The organism is Nitrococcus sp. (assembly GCF_059432795.1).
The window spans coordinates 39,503-57,631 of record NZ_JBXWZQ010000216.1; the positions used below are offsets into that span (position 1 = coordinate 39,503).

Here is an 18,129-nt window from a genome sequence, read left to right on the forward strand (position 1 = left end):
AGCGCAACTTGCCAGGCTCATCACATAATTCAAAAGCAGATCGGTTTTCGGTCTCGGCGTGCGGCGCTAATATTGGAAGTTCGTGCAAATACGACGACGAGGGCGACGAATTGTGACCGATCGGGGGCGCTATGCCGTAGCCGTCAAGGTGGACGCTGTTTATCTGCCAACTCAGTCCAATCCGACGGAAAAACGCTATGCCTTTGCTTACACGGTGCTCATCCGCAACACCGGCGCCGTGGATGTTACGCTGCTCAGCCGTCACTGGGTGATTACCGATGCCGAGGGCGAAGTCCGTGAGGTCCGCGGCGAGGGCGTAGTCGGCCAGCAACCCCGGATTGCCCCCGGAGAAACTTTTCAATACACGAGTGGCACGGTAATCGAGACCCCAGTGGGTACCATGCACGGCAGCTATCGCCTGCAGGCCTCGGATGGGGTCGAATTCGATGCCGCCATCGATGCATTCCGCTTGGCCGACCCCCGGACCGTCCATTGAGCGGCTTTCTGATCCTCTAGTGTGTCGGGAGCAAGTGCAGTGGCTGTCTACGCCATTGGAGACATACAAGGTTGCTACGAGCCCTTGCGAGCCCTGCTCGAGCGAATCGACTTTCAAAGCGCGCGGGACCGACTCTGGTTCACCGGTGATCTGGTAAATCGGGGACCGCAATCCCTGGAAGTGCTGCGCTATATCCGCTCACTGGGCGATGGCGCACAAGTCGTGCTCGGCAACCATGACCTGCACCTTCTCTCGCTGTGGGCCGGTCGCGGCGAAATCAAGCATGGCGATACGCTACGCGCCGTCCTCGAGGCGCCCGATGGCGAGGAGCTCATGCAGTGGCTGCGACGGCAGCCCTTGCTCTACGAAGAACCCGGTTTCCCCTATCTACTGGTGCATGCGGGTATCCCCCCGGTGTGGACTGCACGGGAGGCACACAAATACGCCCGCGAGCTCGAAGCCGCGCTGCGCGGCCCCGATATCGGCGATTTTTTCCGGCACATCTATGGCAATCACCCGACACGCTGGCACAGCCGTTTGCGGGGATGGGAGCGGTTACGCTTCATTACCAACGCGTTGACCCGGATGCGCTACTGCGGCGCCGACGGCGAGTTGCTGCTCGACTACAAGGGCGCTCCCGCCGGCGCACCGAGTGGCTACTATCCGTGGTTTGCCACCCCGAGCCGGCGTTTTCAAAACGCGGAAGCAACCGTGGTCTGCGGCCATTGGTCCACTCTGGGGCTGCGGCATGAGGACGGATTACTGGCGATCGATACGGGCTGTCTCTGGGGGGGGCAATTAACGGCGGCCCGTCTGGACGGCAAGGTGCAGATCATATCGATGCCCTGCCAAACTCGCAGCAAGCCCAAAATTTGAACGCATTGACCCGGCTTCACTGGCTCGGTTGGACAGACCCGCGCGAAGCGCCAAACGCCCCACGCAGCAATGTCAATCCCGCATTCGCCCGCCTTTTTACCCGGCCCCCCGTAGGATATGCGAGCAATATCTGTGCGGCGGCAACGCGTCACGTTTTCGCTGACCGGATTCCATCGAACGGTACACTCTTCACCGCCCTGCCATAGCCAGCGAATGCGGCATGCAAGCGCTGCCAGTCGAAAGCCGGCCCCGGATCACTCTTGCGCTCGGGTGCCACATGGCAATGCCCGACAATTCGCCGCGGTGTAATCTGCGGATACGCCACCATGACGGCGCGCAATAATCCGATCAAGCGCCGGTACTGGACCTCGGTATAGGGGCGATCGTCCTCGCCTTCGAGCTCAATGCCAACGGAGAAATCGTTGCAGCACTCGCGCCCCTCGAACCGGGAGACGCCCGCGTGCCAGGCGCGCCGGTGCAGGGGCACGTACTGCACCAGCTCACCGCGGCGGCGGATCAGCAAATGGGCGGAGACACGCAGGCCATGCAGCGGGACGAAATACGGGTGCGCGCTTGGATCCAGCGTATTCGTGAACAAGGCGTCGATCCACGGCCCACCGAAGCGCCCGGGCGGCAGGCTGATGCCGTGAATTATCACGAGATCCACTATGGTCTCGGGTGGGCGTTCATCGCAGTTTGGCGAGGCCACGTAACGCGCGTGACGTGCCAGTCCGCTTTGCCGATCAATCCGCACGCCTGCCTCCGAAGGTTTAACGCGGAAGGGATCGGCAAAATGTTAGCATGCAAAAGTAGCGATTGGCGTCGTTGCCGCTTGCAGCGGCCCACTTCTCGTCACCACTGAGGTGCCGCCATGAGCAAAGCCCACCGTGCTCGCAATCGCCTCGCCGCCACCACCAGCCCCTATCTGCTGCAGCACGCTGGCAACCCGGTCGATTGGTACCCCTGGGGGCCGGAGGCGTTGGACCGAGCGCGTGGTGAGAATCGCCCGATCCTGCTCTCGATCGGCTACTCGGCCTGTCACTGGTGCCACGTCATGGCCCACGAATCCTTCGAGGACCCCGAAATCGCGCAGGTGATGAACGAGCACTTCATCAATATCAAGGTCGACCGGGAAGAACGGCCCGATCTCGACCGAATTTACCAAACGGCACACCAGCTGCTGACCCGTCGACCGGGAGGCTGGCCGCTGACGGTTTTCCTCACTCCAGACCAGGTTCCCTTTTTTGCCGGGACCTATTTCCCGCCGGGATCGCAGTATGGACTGCCCGGATTTTCGGAAATCCTGTTGCAGATTGCCCAAGCCTACCGCGAGCATCACGAGGAAATCAGAAAACAAAACCAGGCCATGCTCGATGCCCTCAACCGGCTGACCGAGCCGCCCCCGGACCGTTCCGGCGCGCCGCACGCGATGCTGCTCGACAGCGCGCGTAACGCTCTGGCCGGCGAGTTCGACGCCACCTTCGGCGGCTTCGGCTTCGCACCCAAGTTCCCTCAGCCGAGCAGCATCGAGCGGCTACTGCGCGACTATGCCCGCACGGCCGGCGACGACGCGCCCGATTACGAAGCCCTGCGCATGGCTCGGCTGACGCTACGGAAAATGGCGCTGGGCGGAATCTACGATCAAGTCGGTGGCGGATTCGCCCGCTATTCAGTAGATAACTACTGGATCATTCCGCATTTCGAGAAGATGCTCTACGACAATGGCCAGCTTCTGGCGCTGTATGCAGACGCTTGGCGCGCCACGGGCGAAGAGCTATTCGAACGCGTGGCCAAGGAGACCGCCGAATGGGCGATGCACGAGATGCGCCACCCTGACGGCGGTTTTTATGCCTCCCTGGACGCTGACAGCGAGGGCGGCGAGGGTGCTTTCTACCTGTGGACCCCGGAGGAAGTTCGCAGCATCCTTACCGCCGAAGAGGCTGAACTCGTCCTTACGCGCTTTGGCCTCAACAAACGCCCCAACTTCGAAGGGCGCTGGCATTTCTACGTTCGGTCGACCTTCACGGATCTCGCCGAGGAACTTCACCGCCCACGCCACGAGTTGATCCGGCTGTGGCTCTCCGCACGCGCCCGGCTGCGTGAGGCGCGCGAGAGAAAATCACGCCCTGCGCGGGATGAAAAGGTGCTTACGAGCTGGAATGCGTTGATGGTTACCGGGCTAGCGAGGGCGGGACGGCGGTTCGCGAGTGGCGCCCTTACGGCAGCGGGCGATCAGGCGCTGAGCTTTTTGCACGCGAATCTCTGGCGCGACGGCCGCCTGCTGACCGTCTGGAAGGACGGTCAAGCGGATCTGCCGGCCTATCTGGACGATCACGCTTATCTGCTCGACGCGCTTCTGGAACAACTCGAGGCAAGGTGGGAACCGCACTGGCTGGATTGGGCACGCGCCATCGCTGAGCTGCTCGTCGAGCATTTCGAGGATAAGGCGAACGGCGGGTTCTTTTTCACGGCGAACGACCACGAACCGCTGGTACAGCGTCCGCGCCCCTTCGGCGATGATGCCTGCCCGTCCGGCAATGCCGTTGCCGCCCGCGCGCTGGGACGACTCGGGCATTTGCTCGCCGAGCCGCGCTATCTGGAAGCGGCCGAGCGCACGATTCACGCCGGCGCCGGCGCCATGCGAGAGCTGCCGCACGGACATTGCGCCCTGATTACGGCACTCGAGGAGCAGCTATACCCGGTGGAAACCGTTCTGGTTCGCCCCCCTATCGGTGGGACGGCAGCCTATCGCGAGGCCGTGGAGCAGCGTTATGCACCCGCCCGACAAGCGTTCTTTTTCTCCGAGAGCGACGCCGGCCCGATTCAGCTCGGCGCCGTGCGGCTGGAGGGCCAAGGGGCCTGGGTTTGCCGCGGGACCAGCTGCTTGGCGCCGTTGCGAACGGCCGGTGAGTTGGCCGAGCAACTCTCCCGGCATGGCGATTGATGGAATCATTGATCAAAGAATTCTCGTTGCCAACGGTCTGGCATCCGCTGGTCATCGGGCGTATCGAAGAATTTACGAAACATGTCGAGGCTTCCCGGCTGAAATTAAGCGATAAGAGGAGCGCAATCCACCAGGGCGGCCGGAACCCTTGCGCACTCGATGCCACAGTTGCTCCTTTTCTCGGGAGAGGCGTTCGTTTGCGCATGAAAGCCGCGTACCGTAGCTCAGAGTCGGCTCGACTCCAGAGGTACTTACAGCCACCGCATGGAAGGCTATCTGGCGATGACACCCCAAAAAATCGCAGCCCGAACGGCGGCCCTAACCTCACTGCCCCGGGCCTATCATCGCATCGGCGAAATGCTTGACGATCCGCGCTACGGCCCTGCGGATATCGGCAAGGTAATACGCTATGAACCCGCGCTCACAGCGCGACTGCTGCGCATGGTCAACAGTGCGTACTTTGGCCTCGCCACGCGGGTCGATAGCGTGCCCCTGGCCATTTCCGTACTCGGTACCAGGGCATTGCACGAGTTGGTGCTCGCGACGAGCGTGGCGAGTGCGTTTGCCCGGATCGACACACGATTGGTGGACGTCGCCGACTTCTGGCACCACAGCGTCTACGGCGGCATCATGGCCCGATTATTGTCCAAGCGGCTGCGGATCGGCGAGAGCGAGCAGATTTTCGTCGCGGGACTGCTTCATGACATCGGCAAGCTGGCAATCTACCATCAGTTGCCGGAGCAGGCGGAGAAGGTCCTGGCTCAGGCCGCTGACTCGAGCGTGCCGCTTCATGAGGTGGAACGGGATGTACTCGGATTCACCCATGCAGCGGTCGGCGAAGCTTTATTGCAGCAGTGGGGTCTGCCGGCCGTGTTCTGCGAGGTGGCCGCGCACCACCACGATCCCGCTCGAAGCCGACATTATCGCGACGAGTCCTGGATCGTCCATGTGGCCGATGCCTTGAGCGCGAAGGTGGAGCCCGGCCGCAAGGTTTCACCGGGTTGCGAAACCTTCCCGGCCTTCGAACCCGCCACTCCCCCGAGGGTCGGGCTCACCGCGGCGCTCACCGAGGAACTCGCCATCGACGCCGATCTTCAATCCATCGAGGTCTACAGCACGCTCTTCGGAAAGCCGACTTCCTGATCAATCTCCGGCGGGACGTGGCGCCTTACGGCCCCACGAGGCCGAGCAAAATCCCGGCGAATCACTCAGCCGCTCGGAAATGGCTCGTCAAACGTTTCGCGGTAGCGATCGCCGAACCAATCCATCGTGAAATGATGGTTCTGCGTCCCATGATGCGCCACCTTGATCGCGCCCATAAGCGAAGCGATCCGGCCTGTGGCCGCCCAGTCCAAGCCCCGCGAGAGGCCGTAGAGCAGGCCCGCCCGATAGGCGTCGCCGCAACCGGTAGGATCCTGCACCGAATCCGGCGTCGCGGCAGGAATCTCCAAACACTCGCCATCGGTATAAACGAGTGAGCCCTCGGCACCGCGCGTCACCACGAGTGCCTGCACGCGCGCCGCGATAGCCTCCTGCATAAAACCGGTACGTTCCTGCAGCAGCTGCGATTCATAGTCGTTCACCGCGACCCAGGTCGCCTGGTCGATGAACTGCGTGAGTTCGTCACCGTCGAACATCGGCATGCCCTGGCCGGGGTCGAAGATGAACGGTATCCCGGCTTCATGGAACTGCTGAGCGTGCTTGAGCATGGCCTCGCGGCCATTGGGTGCGACGATACCCACGCTGTCCCGGTAGTCGGTGGGTACGTTCACCTCGTGCGCCTGCGCCATGGCCCCTGGATGGAACGCGGTGATCTGGTTGTCGTCCAGGTCGGTGGTGATGTAGGCCTGCGCGGTATAGAGATCATCAATCCGGCGAATATGCGTTTGCGGTATGTCCCAGCGCGCCAGCCAGCGAGCGTATTCCTCAAAGTCGCTGCCCACGGCGGCCAGCGGGACAGGTTCATCACCGAGCAGTTGCAGATTGTAGGCGATATTGCCCGCACAACCGCCAAACTCGCGCCGCATCTGCTGGACCAGGAATGAGACGTTCAGAATGTGAACCTGTTCCGGCAGAATGTGATTCGCGAACCGATCACGAAATACCATGATCGTGTCGAATGCGAATGAACCGCTGATCAGTGCCGTCATCGAATTGATCCCCCTTGCTGAACATCTCCGGCGCGGCAAGGGAAGCTAACGGCGATCACCGCACACACCCAAGCGCGCACCTTACATATAATTAATATTAGCTTATCCCGCCCAACGAGACGTGAGCAGGCATCGGACGAAGGCTACGGTCAGACCAGCGCGCTCATTGCGTGCGGCGTATCGCCGAGTTGCCCCCTGGCTGACTCAGCCGAATTCGCTGCGAGCTGCCCGGAGAATCATTCTCCGGTCTTCCAGCTCAGATTCAACTCACGAGCGGCGCGCACCTCGTCGAGGCGGCGTACCGGCAACTTGTACGGGGCGTTTTTAACGAACGCCAAATCCTCCCGCGCTTCCTCGCGGATGCGGCACAATGCCGCCACGAAACCGTCCAGATCTTCCTTCGATTCAGTCTCCGTCGGTTCGATCAGCAACGCCTCCGCCACCAGCAGCGGAAAGTAGGTCGTAGGCGCATGGAATCCATAGTCCAACAGACGCTTCGCGAAATCCATGGCCGTGGCGCCGAGTTCCTTGGCTTCGCGCTTCAAGCTGACAATGAACTCGTGGCTCGCCCGGCGCTGCGGATAAGCCACCTGGAAGCCGGCAGCCCGTAGGCGTGCCATGAGATAATTGGCATTGAGCGTGGCAAATTCCGCCACGCGAGGCATCCCCTCCCGGCCCAGCATCCGGGCATAGACATAGGCCCTCAGCAAAACGCCGACGTTGCCACCGAAGGTGGACAGCCGACCGATGCTATGCGGACGGTCGGCCTCGGAATGCCAGCGATAGTAATCCCCTTCTCGCGCCACGATGGGTATCGGCATGAATTCCTGCAGGCGCTGCCCGGCACCTAGCGCCCCGGCACCGGGTCCGCCACCGCCGTGAGGAGTGGAGAAGGTTTTGTGCAAATTCAAGTGAATGACATCAAAGCCCATATCGCCCGGACGGGCCTTACCGAGAATGGCATTGAGGTTCGCGCCATCGTAATATAGCAAACCGCCGGCGTCGTGGACGAGGCGTGCAATTTCCTCGATACGCCGCTCGAAAACGCCGACCGTCGATGGATTGGTCAGCATGATACCCGCGGTCTGCGGCCCAAGCGCCTGTTTGAGGGCCGCCATATCGACGTCCCCATCCGCGGCGGTCGCAATCTCACGCACCCGATAGCCACACATCACCGCCGTCGCGGGATTCGTGCCATGAGCCGCATCAGGAACGATGATCTCGGTACGCTCGTGGGCGCCACGCGCCTCATGGTAAGCACGGATCATGGCGACGCCGGCAAACTCGGCCTGGGCGCCCGCCATCGGCGCGAGCGAAACTCCCTGCATACCGGTAACCGCCGCCAGCATCTCCTGGAGCTCCCACAAGCAGGCGAGGACGCCCTGGCCGAAGCGATCCGGCGCATTCGGATGCCTGCCGAGGAATTCCGGCTGCATGGCCAGGGTATTGCAGCCCCGCGGGTTGTATTTCATTGTGCAAGAACCCAACGGGTACATGTGCGTATCGATGGAAAAATTCCTCTGCGACAGACGGGTGTAATGGCGCACCACCTGCAGCTCGGAGACCTCCGGCAGCAGAGCCCGCTTGCGGCGCCGGTAGGCGGCGGGGATGTCCGCAACATCCGCCTCCGCACGCGGCGCCTGCGCAAACGCCCGCCGGCCCTCGCGACTGTGCTCGAAAATCAACATCGTTCACTCCTCCGGCGTGAGCGCAATCAGGGCCCGGCCCAATGGCTCACCATCAACCGAGCGCCGCGAGCACGGCTTCATAGTCCGGCTCGTCGGCCAGCTCCGCCACCAGTTGCGTATAAAGCACGGTGTCCTCGCCATCGAGCACAACCACGGCGCGAGCAGTCAGGCCCGCCAGCGGCCCCTCCTCGATCAACACGCCGTAATCACGGGCAAATTGCTTGTCACGCATCATGGAAAGCGGTCTGACACCGTCGATTCCCTCGACCTCGCAAAAGCGTTTCTGCGCAAAGGGCAGGTCTGCGGAGACCACCAGCACGACGGCATCCGGATACTCGCTTGCCCGCTGGTTGAACCGACGCGTAGACGTGGCGCAGGTTGGCGTATCCAAGCTCGGCACGATATTTAGAATCTTCTTGCGGCCCCGCAGGTCGGCCAGGCTGATCTCGTTGAGATCGCTTGCGGTCAAGCGGAAGTCCGGCGCCTTCGACCCAACGGCCGGAAGCTCGCCGCTGAGTCGGATGGGCTTACCCTTGAAGGTGACTGTTGCCATCACTGCTGCCTCTTTGCCGGTAGATTCGCTCAAGCCCGCCAGGCCACCCGCAGCGCTTCACGCATCGCCTGGACATAGGCCACGATATCTTCTTTGGAATGCTTCTCGGTGGCGCAAACGAGGATGGCCTGACCGAGCTCGGGGTAACACTCGCTCAAGTCGTAACCGCCGAGGACGCCGGAGCCCGCCATACGCTCAAGCACCTGCGCCGCCGGCGCATCGAGCTGCAGCACGACTTCGTGAAAATACGGTCCGGCGAAGGCAGGGCGCACCCCATCCATGGCGCCCACTGCATTGACCAATGAGCGAATATTGGCATGCGAGGCCGCCGCTACCCGTTCCAGGCCGCCGGCGCCGAGCAAGCTCATGTACAGGGTGGCGGCGGTGACCATCAGCCCCTGATTGGTGCAAATGTTTGAGGTCGCTTTGGAACGGCGGATATGCTGCTCCCGCGGCTGCAGGGTCAGCGTATAGCCAGGACGCCCCTCGGCATCCACCGTTTTGCCGACGATGCGCCCGGGCATCTGGCGTACATGAGCATTCTTGCACGCCATGAAGCCGAAATAGGGACCACCGGAGGACACCGGAATACCCAAGGGTTGGCCTTCACCACAGGCGATGTCCGCACCCTCTTGTCCCCATTCCCCGGGCGGTGCAAGCAGCGCGAGCGAGATCGGGTTGACCAGCGCAATGACCAGCGCACCGTGCGCGTGGGCCCAATCGACGAGGGCATCGACCTCTTCGAGAGACCCGAAGAAATTCGGCTGCTGAATGACCAAGGCGGTAACATCCTCGCCATCCCAGCGCTCCAAGACGGCCGGATCCAGCTTCCCGCCACTGTCCTCGTAGTCGACCGCCTCGAGCCGAATGGCCTGATTGCGCACGATCGTCTCGGCAACCCGACGGTACGCCGGATGAACCGTGGTTGGCATCAGCACGCGTCGAGCTTTGGATTGGCGATTACTGCGCACCGCCATCAATAACGCCTCTGCCAGCGCGGAGGCGCCGTCGTATAGCGAGGCATTGGAGACATCGAGTCCGGTGAGGCCGACCATCATGGTCTGGAACTCATAGGCGATCTGCAGGGTCCCCTGCGAAGCCTCCGCTTGATAGGGCGTGTAGGCACTGTAGAGTTCGCCCCGGGTGGTGAGTTCCCAGACCACCGCGGGTATATGGTGATCGTAAGCACCCGCGCCGATGAAGCACACCGGCTGCACGTCGCGGCTGGCGCGCTCGTGCAGCAGCCGGGCGATCTCCATCTCCGTGACCTGAGTCGGCACGCTGGCGGGCAAGTGGCTGCGCAGGGACGCCGGGATCTCGTTGAACAAAGTCGCGATATCGGCGACGCCGATCGCGCTCAGCATATCCCGGATATCCTGCTCAGTGTGCGGAATGAAAGGCATGGCCAACCCCTGGAGAAGTCATTGCGAGGCGCCGTTCGCAAAGTGTCACTGCGCCTCGGCGAGGATATTCTCGTAATCCTCGGGATCGAGCAACGACTCCAAAGCACCGGCGTCATCGGGCTGTATCCGCATGATCCAGCCCTCGTCATACGGCGAGCGATTGATAAGCTCCGGCTCTTCGGCCAGGCGCGAATTGGTATCGACCACCTCACCGGCGACCGGGGCATAGGCATCCGAAGCCGCCTTCACAGACTCCACCACGGCACAGGCCTCGCCCGCTTTGAGCTTGCGACCCACTTCAGGTGTCTCGACAAAGACGAGATCTCCGAGTGATTCCTGCGCATAGCTCGTGATGCCCACGGTAATGGCCCCGTCTTGCTCCAAACGAAGCCATTCGTGGCTTTCAGTGTATTTCAGATCGTCTGGCACATTGCTCATGGTCAGATTCCCTGTTCTCGTCGTGTTGTCACACCAGCGCCCGGCCGCGGCGTACGAACGGCGGTTTGATCACCTGCGCCGGAAGAAAATGATTACGGATCTGCACCTCGCAGCGCTCTCCGAACGCCACCGGTACTCGCGCAAGACCGATGGATTGACCCAGCGTCGGAGCGAAGCTGCCGCTCGTCACGGTACCGCTTAGCTCACCGGCACGCACCGTCTGGTGTGCCCGGATGATTCCGCGTCCCTCGAGCACTAGCCCGACGAGGTGGTGTTGCACGCCCGCATCCCGCTGCGCCGCCAAGGCCTGGCGGCCGACGAAGTCCCGCTCGGCCGGCTTCCAGGCCACCGTCCAGGCGAGCCCGGACTCAAGGGGCGAAACGGTCTCGTCCATGTCCTGGCCGTAGAGATTCATGCCGGCTTCCAGGCGCAGCGTATCGCGCGCGCCCAGCCCGCACGGATGCACTCCTTGCTCACGGAGCGCCTCCCACAATGCGGGCGCGCTCGCCACCGGCAACATGATCTCGAAGCCGTCCTCCCCAGTGTAGCCCGTGCGCGAGACGAACACCCCGTCCCGCTCGAGCCCGGAGAACGGCGGCAACTCCCGCGCGGCCGCTGCCAGTTCGGTGGGCAATACTCGCAGCGCCTTCTCCCGCGCCTGGGGCCCTTGCACCGCAAGCATCGCCAAGTCGTCGCGGTATTCGACGTGCGCGCCAAAACGCTCGCTATGGGCTTTGATCCACTCGAGGTCCTTTTCCCGCGTGGCCGCGTTGAGCACGCTGCGGTAACGCCCCTCGGCAAGACGGTAGACGATCAGATCATCGAGCACGCCGCCCCGCTCATTCAGCAGACAAGTGTAAAGGGCTTTGCCTTGCTCTTTAAGCTTTGCGACATCATTGGCCAGCAGATAACGCAAACAGTCTTTGATCCGCTCACCGTCCAAGTCGACGACGGCCATGTGCGAGACGTCGAACATGCCGGCATCGCGACGCACCGCATGATGCTCCTCGATTTGCGAGCCATATTGAATCGGCATCTCCCAGCCAGCGAAATCGACCATGCGGGCGCCCGCCTCGCGATGGTTCTCATAAAGCGCCGTACGATATCCCATGATCTCTCTTCGACCGCCAATCAACGTCCGTCATGGCAGCGCTTCGGCACCCCGACCGATAGCCCGCCGCATGAAAAACCGCTTCGCCAGGCCAACGCGGTCCGTAAGCCCGAGCCCTAAGCTGCGCAGCCGCACCAAGGACGTCCGCTCGCGCGTAAACAGCTGGTGCAACCCCTCCATGGACCATTCCATGAGCAGGTTGTCGCCTCGCCGAGCCCGTTCGTACCGCCGCAGCACCAGCCGGCCACCGGGATCCCGACCACCGCGCTTGGCCTCGATGACGACCCGGGCTAGCACCGCGGCATCGCGAAACCCCTGATTGACGCCCTGTCCGGCGAGCGGATGAATCACATGAGCGGCATCACCAATCAAAGCAGCCCGCTCCGTGCAGTAATGGGCGGCATGCAGTCGCTGTAATGGAAACGCGCCCCGCTCACCGGCCGCCAGGACTTCGCCCAATGCCCCCGCCGATTCGTGCGTCAACGTCCTGCAGAAGGCAGGCTCATCCAGGGCGAGCCGCGCCTGCGCCTGCGCGGCCGGTAGCGACCAAACGATGGAACAGCGCCCGTCAGCAAGCGGCAAAAACGCCAACGGCCCCCCGGAGAGAAACCATTGGCGGGCCACCTCGCCATGCGAAATCTCGGTGCGGATCGGCGCTACGATGGCCTTCTGCGCATAGCTCCCCCGCCTCACCGGGATCCCGAGCAGCCCACGGATTGCCGAACGGGCTCCATCGGCGCCTACGACCAAAGCCGCCCTAAGACGGCTACCGTCGGTCAAGCGCAAGTTGACCGACGCATCACCGGGTTCCAGACGCTGGATAGCCGCCGGCATCCGCATCTGGACTCCATTCATCGCCGTGATCGCCTCATAGAGCACGCGGCGAATCAGCTCATTTTCGACGATATGGCCCAGATGCGGCTCACCCAAATCGGCGGCATCAAAACCAATCTGACCGCCACCGAGTGAATCCCACACCCGAATCGCCCGAAACGGGCTCACGCGCTCGCGTTGCAGCGCACGCCAAACGCCAAGCTCGCGCAGCATGCACTCGCTGGCACGATTGATCGCACATACGCGCTGACCGTACTGATCCGCTTGCCAATGCGGCGGGTTCGCATTGTCCAGCAACACCACGCGCAGCCCCTCGCGCGCCAGAGCCACGCCAAGCAACAGACCCACCATGCCCGCGCCCTGGATCGCAACGTCGGCGTCAGCGCGGCTCATCCGCTTGCTCCGCGGTCCGCGCGGGCGAGCGGCAGCCCGCGCGCAAGGCGCGGCAACCATCCGGAGCGCCCCATGGCTTGGCGCATCAGCACTTGCCGACCGCCGGGAAAGAGGTCCAGGAAAAGCAACCCGAAATTCCGCGCCAGCCTCAAACCAGGCAAGCGATTGGAGAAGATCCGCACGATCCCGTCCGTAAACGTTAGGGTCCGCTGGTAATCACGCCGTCGCAAACGCTGGTAATGCTCCAGTAACAGCGGCTCCCCCGGATCGCCACCCGCGGCAAGCGCGTCCGCGACAAGCTCGGCGACAACGGCCACGTCGCGCATCGCCAGATTGAAGCCCTGACCGGCCACCGGGTGCAGCGTGTGCGCGGCGTTGCCGATCACCAGCGCCCGCTGTGCGATGCAGCGCTCTGCCGCTAAAGCCGACAGAGGATAGGCGGAACGTTTGCCCGTAGCAAGGAAACGCCCGAGCCGATACCCGAATGCTTCCTGCAACTGCGCGAGAAATTCGGTCTCGTCCAGCGTCAGCAGCCCTTCGGCCGCATCCACGGGAAGGGTCCAGATCACTGCACAACGTCCTCCGGCGGCCGGCAACACGCCGAGCGGGCCGCCCGCCAGGAAGCGCTCATAGGCCCGCCCCTGGGGATTTCGCTCCGGAGTCACATTCGCGATCACGGCGATTTGTTCGTAAGAGCGCTCCCGCAACCCGATCCCCAGGCACTCGCGGATACGCGAGCGGGCCCCATCGCACACGGCGAGCACGCGCGCGCTCAGATGCCGCACGCCGTCCTCGCAGTCGATGCCCACCGTGGCGCTCGCCGCGTCCACCGTCACCTCGCGCGCCTTGGCCGGACAATAGAGCGCAACCTCAGGCATTGACCGCAGGCGCTCGAACAACACACGACCGAGACGGCGGCTGGGAAGTATGTGCCCGAGGGCATCCAGGCCTTCCTCGGCGGCGGACATGCGCGTGATTCCGAAGCCACCCTGCTCGGATACATGGATCTCACGGATTGCCGCCGCTTCCATTGCAATTGCCGGCCACAGCCCGAGCGCCTCGAAGATACGCCGCGTCGCGGGCGCCAAGGCGATCTGCCGCTCATCGAAGCTTGGCTGTGCATCGAGCTCGGGCGCAAACGGCTCGATGACGGCAACCCGTGTTCCGGCCGTGGCCAGCGCACAAGCGAGACTGGCACCCACCAGTCCGCCGCCCACCACGATGACATCGTAGTCCACCGCTACCACCGCAACGCCTATCCCGCCATCAACGATTCGATCGCGTCGATCGTCCGCGGCGCCTTAGCGCTCAACACCTCACAACCCTCACGTATCACCACCACGTCGTCCTCGATGCGCACGCCAATGTTCCACCACCGCTCATCGATGCCGTCACTGTCGGCCGCGACGTACAGTCCCGGCTCCACCGTCAGCGCCATGCCCGGCTCGAGCTCACGCCATTGCCCATCGATGCGGTAATCGCCCACGTCATGGACGTCCATCCCCAAATAGTGACCCGTTCGGTGCATGAAAAACCGCCGATAGTCCCCCTGCTCGATGATCGCGTCACGCTCGCCGCGCAGCCAACCGAGATCGAGCATGCCGTCGACGAGCACGCCGGTCGCCGCCTCATGTGGCCGGTTCCAGTGATTGCCGGGCCGCACCTCCGCGATGGCCGCCTGCTGCGCGGCAAGGACAAGCTCGTAGACTGCCCGCTGCTCGCCGCTGAAATGCCCGTTCACTGGGAAGGTGCGGGTGACATCGGAGGCGTAACAGTCCAATTCGACCCCCGCATCGATCAACAGCAAATCCCCGGCGCGCAGGGGCGCCGAATTCTGTATGTAGTGCAGGATACACGCGTTGCCGCCTCCGCCAACGATCGGCGGATAGGCCGGCCAGCCGCCGTGGCGGCGGAAGATGGCGTGAAATTCCGCCTCGATTTCGTACTCCTGCAGGCCGGGCCGGCAGACCGCCATGGCATGCCGATGCGCCTGCGCGCTGACGTTGGCGGCACGGCGCATGAGCTCGATCTCCGCGCGTCCCTTGATCAGGCGCATCTCATGCAACAGATGCTCCAGCGAGACGTATTCCGCCGGCGCCCGGGCGCCGGAGCGTACCCGCTCGCGTACCTGATTCACCCAGCCAATCACCCGGTGATCGAAATCGGCATCGACGCCCATCGTGCAGAATACTTTGCGCCGCCCCTCGATCAGACGCGGCAGTATCTCGTCGATATCGTCCAGGGGAAAGGCGTCATCGACGCCATACTCGCTGACCGCACGCTCCTGGCCAACGATCGGGCCGTCCCAGATCTCCTTGGCAGGATCACGTTCGCGACAGAAAAGCAGGTACTCGCCGTGCTGACGTCCCGGGACAAGAACGCTGACGGCTTCCGGCTCGGCGAAACCTGTCAGATAGTAAAAATCACTGTCCTGACGATACGGATAGAAAACGTCGCGATTGCGGCGTCGTTGCGGTGCGGCCGGAATAATGGCGATACCCTCCTCGCCCATCATCCGCATCAGATCCCTTCGGCGTTTGGCAAACTCACTACGGTCCATGGCACCTCCCACGAGGTCTGAGTCAGTGCAACTGCGGCTCGTTGTTACGGCCGGCGGCACGTACGCGAGCGGCTTGCGGTCCCCGGACGTGTTCGCGTATGAGCAGCGTAGCCACGCGCACGTATTCGACCAGCTCCTCGTAAGCCTGCTCATCGTCCTCGTCGGCTTGCGGGTCGGTATCCACTCGCGCGATTTCGGCGAGATCGCTCAAAGCCTCGCGCGCCTCGCTCGGCAAGGCGCTTTTCTCCGTCAGGCCCCCGACGGCCAGACCAAGCAGAAAGCCCTCGCTCCACGCACCGAGGGCAGTGGCGCGCGACGCCAAAGGCTCGGAATCATCCGGCAACAACATTCGCCAACCGAGCTCCGGGTCCTCCAACGCCTCCCACGTCTCCTCATAGAGACGGCTCAGCAACACCAGACAGGCTTTTGCCGCCTCTCCCCGCGGCGCGGTCTCTTCCAGCACCTCGGCAATCCAGTGCGCGCTGTCGGTTCGTTTCGAGGCAGTGAGCATGCCGCAAAGCCTTCCGTGGGCGGCCGCGGCGCCCGATTGCGCCTCGACCGCCGCAAGGGCCTGCTCGAGTGGTTCATAGAGCTCTGACATGATCGCACCCGCCGCGTTTTCGCGCCCTTATGCCGCATCGGATGTGCCTATCGTAACAGAGCGGGCCTCGACTGGGCCGTTGACCGGCCACGCGCATCACCTTATATTCAGCATATGACGAAGGATGTAAGCCAAGTTACTGATTCAGTTACTGAACAGATCGTCCAGCTAGAGCAGCGCATCGACACATTGCTGCGTGCCATAGAACGCCTGCGTCATGAGAACAAAATGCTCCGCCAATCTCATGAATCGCTCAACGCCGAGCGAGCTTCGCTGCTGGAGAAAAACGAGACGGCCCGCTCCCGAATCGAGGCAATGATCAGCCGTCTCAAAGCCATGGAGAATCACTAAGGCCCATGTCCGGACCCGTCAAAGTAACCCTTTTGGAAAGGGAATATTTCGTCGCGTGCCCCGACGAGGAGCGCACCAACCTGCTCGAGTCTGCCGCTTATCTGAATGAACAAATGCGCGAAATCCGCGATTCGGGCAAGATCGTAGGCATCGACCGCATCGCCGTGATGGCCGCTTTGAATATCACCCACGAGATGCTCGAGGCACGGCACAATGCCGGGCGGTTGGAGACCGTAGACGAGCGGCTGCGCCGACTGAGCCGTCGCGTGGCCGAGGCGCTGGACACCGAGAGGCAGGACGACGGCACGGACGCCGATTGACCGTAATCCTCTCGAACGGCGCGATGGCGCGACGACGACATCCCGTTGTCCGCCTGGAGTGCTTCAGGTCACCGCGGTGCAACCGATGAAGCCAACTGACGCCAAGACGTTGCAGAACCGGACAATCATGGTCACACGCCCGGAGCATCAGGCGGCACCATTTTGCCAGATGCTGGAGGGTGCTGGCGCAAGTGCCCTGCGTTGCCCATTGCTCAGCATTGCTCCCGCGCCGGAGCCGCACGCTTTGTCGCGCTTGGCAACCGATATCGATTCGTTCGATCTGTTGATATTCAACAGCCCCAACGCAGCGAGTTTCGGCATCCCCGAGATCGAAGCGCGCTGTGACTTCCGCTCGCGTGTAAAGATCGCGGCGATCGGCGCGAAGACCGCACATGCCCTCGAGCGGCTCGGTTATCCGGTCGATATCGTTCCAGAAACGGGCTTTGACAGTGAGTCCCTGCTGCGGCTGCCGGTTCTGGAGAACGTCGAGGGCAAGAAAATCGCCATCCTCAGAGGTTCGGGAGGTCGCGAATTGGCTGGCGCCGTGCTGCGCGCAAGAGGCGCCGAGGTGTCCTACATTCAAGTCTACGAGCGTTTACCCGCGAACAAGGAGCAACTCGAGCCGATCGACGAACTCCTGCGGCACAAAGGCTTGGATGCGGTGGCCATCACGAGCGGCGAGGCGTTCCTCGCCTTGTGGCAGGGGCTGAATCCCGCCACCCGCCAATTGCTCGACCAAGTCACCTTTGTATTCGGCAGCGAGCGCATCGCCGATATCGCCAAAGCGCAAGGGTTACGCTCAATCATTGTGATCGCCGACGATCCAAGCGACGAGGCCATGTTCTCGGCGCTCGTCAATTGGGCCGCTCGGGCATCCAACGCTTAGCGAGCGCTTGAAAAACGACACCGGCGGCGGACGCTGGGAATGTCGAGCCGACGCTGCCGCCCTTTGGGTATCCGCATAGGGGTTATCGTCATGCTTACATCACAGCTCCTTGTCCTACCGATTTTCCTGGGCGGTTTCTTGTTCTATCGTCATCTCGCGCCGCGTCCCGGCAACGAACGGGCCATTCTGAAGTTCGATCTCGGGGTCGCGGCGCTGCTCGCCGCACTCTCGGTGGTTTCCGCCTGGGCGGTGTTCAGCCACGTGGAGGGCGGCGAGGATTCCATCTGGGGACATGTCCTGGCGGCGACCTGCTCATACCTGATCGTGCTCTTCGGCTTGCATCTGGCGTGCTGGATCCGCAACTGCATCCTGTTCAAATAGCCGGCTGCGCTGCACACGCGCCGCAGCAGAGCGCCGGCAGGCCGCCGCGCAATGCACAACGCGACGGCGGTGTGGAGGTCCGCAAGCTCGGCGCACTGTGCCGCCTACCGGATAGTCGGGCGAGTCGACCCGCAGCAAGGGCTG

The 18,129-nt window shown here is 62.9% G+C and carries 19 protein-coding genes; 8 read left to right on the forward strand and 11 right to left on the reverse strand.

Annotated features, from left to right (window positions below):
• The first annotated feature begins 112 nt into the window (after nt 1-112).
• Both apaG and AC52Q4_RS15315 read left to right on the forward strand, forming a co-directional pair.
• Complete coding sequence (apaG, locus tag AC52Q4_RS15310; protein ID WP_495537662.1) at nt 113-496, forward strand: Co2+/Mg2+ efflux facilitator ApaG/CorD; 384 nt, start codon at nt 113-115, stop codon at nt 494-496.
• Nucleotides 497-535: 39 nt separating this feature from the next.
• On the forward strand, nt 536-1,372 hold the full coding sequence (locus tag AC52Q4_RS15315) for a symmetrical bis(5'-nucleosyl)-tetraphosphatase (RefSeq protein WP_495537663.1): 837 nt from the start codon (nt 536-538) through the stop codon (nt 1,370-1,372).
• A 148-nt stretch (nt 1,373-1,520) separates the two neighbouring features.
• Here AC52Q4_RS15315 and ampD read toward each other — a convergent pair whose 3' ends face one another.
• Nucleotides 1,521-2,126: a 1,6-anhydro-N-acetylmuramyl-L-alanine amidase AmpD gene (ampD, locus tag AC52Q4_RS15320; protein ID WP_495537664.1), complete on the reverse strand. Its 606-nt coding sequence runs from the start codon at nt 2,124-2,126 to the stop codon at nt 1,521-1,523.
• A gap of 117 nt (nt 2,127-2,243) precedes the next feature.
• Between ampD and AC52Q4_RS15325 the strand changes: the two genes are divergently transcribed.
• Nucleotides 2,244-4,316 carry a thioredoxin domain-containing protein gene (locus AC52Q4_RS15325; RefSeq protein ID WP_495537665.1) on the forward strand — a complete coding sequence of 691 codons (2,073 nt, stop codon included), beginning with the start codon at nt 2,244-2,246 and terminating at the stop codon, nt 4,314-4,316.
• Nucleotides 4,317-4,598: 282 nt separating this feature from the next.
• Complete coding sequence (locus tag AC52Q4_RS15330) at nt 4,599-5,459, forward strand: HDOD domain-containing protein (protein WP_495537666.1); 861 nt, start codon at nt 4,599-4,601, stop codon at nt 5,457-5,459.
• Nucleotides 5,460-5,524: 65 nt separating this feature from the next.
• On the opposite strand, the gene AC52Q4_RS15335 is transcribed toward AC52Q4_RS15330, so the two are convergent.
• From AC52Q4_RS15335 to AC52Q4_RS15380, 10 genes are all read right to left on the reverse strand, one after another.
• The gene (locus tag AC52Q4_RS15335) at nt 5,525-6,466 is read right to left on the reverse strand and encodes a carbohydrate kinase family protein (protein ID WP_495537667.1); all 942 of its coding nucleotides are present in this window, start codon (nt 6,464-6,466) and stop codon (nt 5,525-5,527) included.
• A 236-nt stretch (nt 6,467-6,702) separates the two neighbouring features.
• Nucleotides 6,703-8,154 carry an aminomethyl-transferring glycine dehydrogenase subunit GcvPB gene (gene gcvPB / locus AC52Q4_RS15340; RefSeq protein ID WP_495537668.1) on the reverse strand — a complete coding sequence of 484 codons (1,452 nt, stop codon included), beginning with the start codon at nt 8,152-8,154 and terminating at the stop codon, nt 6,703-6,705.
• 52 nt (nt 8,155-8,206) lie between these two features.
• Nucleotides 8,207-8,707 carry a thiol peroxidase gene (gene tpx, locus AC52Q4_RS15345; protein WP_495537669.1) on the reverse strand — a complete coding sequence of 167 codons (501 nt, stop codon included), beginning with the start codon at nt 8,705-8,707 and terminating at the stop codon, nt 8,207-8,209.
• A gap of 29 nt (nt 8,708-8,736) precedes the next feature.
• Nucleotides 8,737-10,110, reverse strand: coding sequence for an aminomethyl-transferring glycine dehydrogenase subunit GcvPA (gene gcvPA / locus AC52Q4_RS15350; RefSeq protein WP_495537670.1), 1,374 nt, complete (start codon nt 10,108-10,110; stop codon nt 8,737-8,739).
• Between the two features lie 45 nt (nt 10,111-10,155).
• A complete protein-coding gene (gene gcvH, locus AC52Q4_RS15355; RefSeq protein WP_495537671.1) occupies nt 10,156-10,548 on the reverse strand; it encodes a glycine cleavage system protein GcvH in 393 nt (130 codons plus the stop codon).
• Between the two features lie 28 nt (nt 10,549-10,576).
• Nucleotides 10,577-11,659: a glycine cleavage system aminomethyltransferase GcvT gene (gene gcvT, locus AC52Q4_RS15360; protein ID WP_495537672.1), complete on the reverse strand. Its 1,083-nt coding sequence runs from the start codon at nt 11,657-11,659 to the stop codon at nt 10,577-10,579.
• 30 nt (nt 11,660-11,689) lie between these two features.
• Nucleotides 11,690-12,886 (reverse strand): UbiH/UbiF/VisC/COQ6 family ubiquinone biosynthesis hydroxylase, encoded by a 1,197-nt coding sequence (locus AC52Q4_RS15365; RefSeq protein ID WP_495537673.1) that lies wholly within the window; start codon nt 12,884-12,886, stop codon nt 11,690-11,692.
• Nucleotides 12,883-14,133 (reverse strand): 2-octaprenyl-6-methoxyphenyl hydroxylase, encoded by a 1,251-nt coding sequence (gene ubiH / locus AC52Q4_RS15370; protein WP_495537674.1) that lies wholly within the window; start codon nt 14,131-14,133, stop codon nt 12,883-12,885. Before ubiH ends, AC52Q4_RS15365 begins: the two co-directional genes overlap by 4 nt.
• An 8-nt stretch (nt 14,134-14,141) precedes the next feature.
• Complete coding sequence (locus AC52Q4_RS15375; protein ID WP_495537675.1) at nt 14,142-15,446, reverse strand: aminopeptidase P N-terminal domain-containing protein; 1,305 nt, start codon at nt 15,444-15,446, stop codon at nt 14,142-14,144.
• Nucleotides 15,447-15,468: 22 nt separating this feature from the next.
• Complete coding sequence (locus AC52Q4_RS15380; RefSeq protein WP_495537676.1) at nt 15,469-16,047, reverse strand: UPF0149 family protein; 579 nt, start codon at nt 16,045-16,047, stop codon at nt 15,469-15,471.
• 114 nt (nt 16,048-16,161) lie between these two features.
• On the opposite strand from AC52Q4_RS15380, the gene AC52Q4_RS15385 reads away from it, so the two are divergent.
• From AC52Q4_RS15385 to AC52Q4_RS15400, 4 genes are all read left to right on the forward strand, one after another.
• Complete coding sequence (locus AC52Q4_RS15385; protein WP_495537677.1) at nt 16,162-16,398, forward strand: TIGR02449 family protein; 237 nt, start codon at nt 16,162-16,164, stop codon at nt 16,396-16,398.
• Between the two features lie 5 nt (nt 16,399-16,403).
• Entirely contained in the window at nt 16,404-16,718 is a 315-nt protein-coding gene (locus tag AC52Q4_RS15390) for a cell division protein ZapA (RefSeq protein WP_495537678.1), read from the forward strand.
• Nucleotides 16,719-16,803: 85 nt separating this feature from the next.
• Complete coding sequence (locus tag AC52Q4_RS15395; RefSeq protein ID WP_495537679.1) at nt 16,804-17,604, forward strand: uroporphyrinogen-III synthase; 801 nt, start codon at nt 16,804-16,806, stop codon at nt 17,602-17,604.
• Between the two features lie 90 nt (nt 17,605-17,694).
• Nucleotides 17,695-17,985, forward strand: coding sequence for a hypothetical protein (locus AC52Q4_RS15400; protein WP_495537680.1), 291 nt, complete (start codon nt 17,695-17,697; stop codon nt 17,983-17,985).
• Nucleotides 17,986-18,129: the final 144 nt, after the last annotated feature.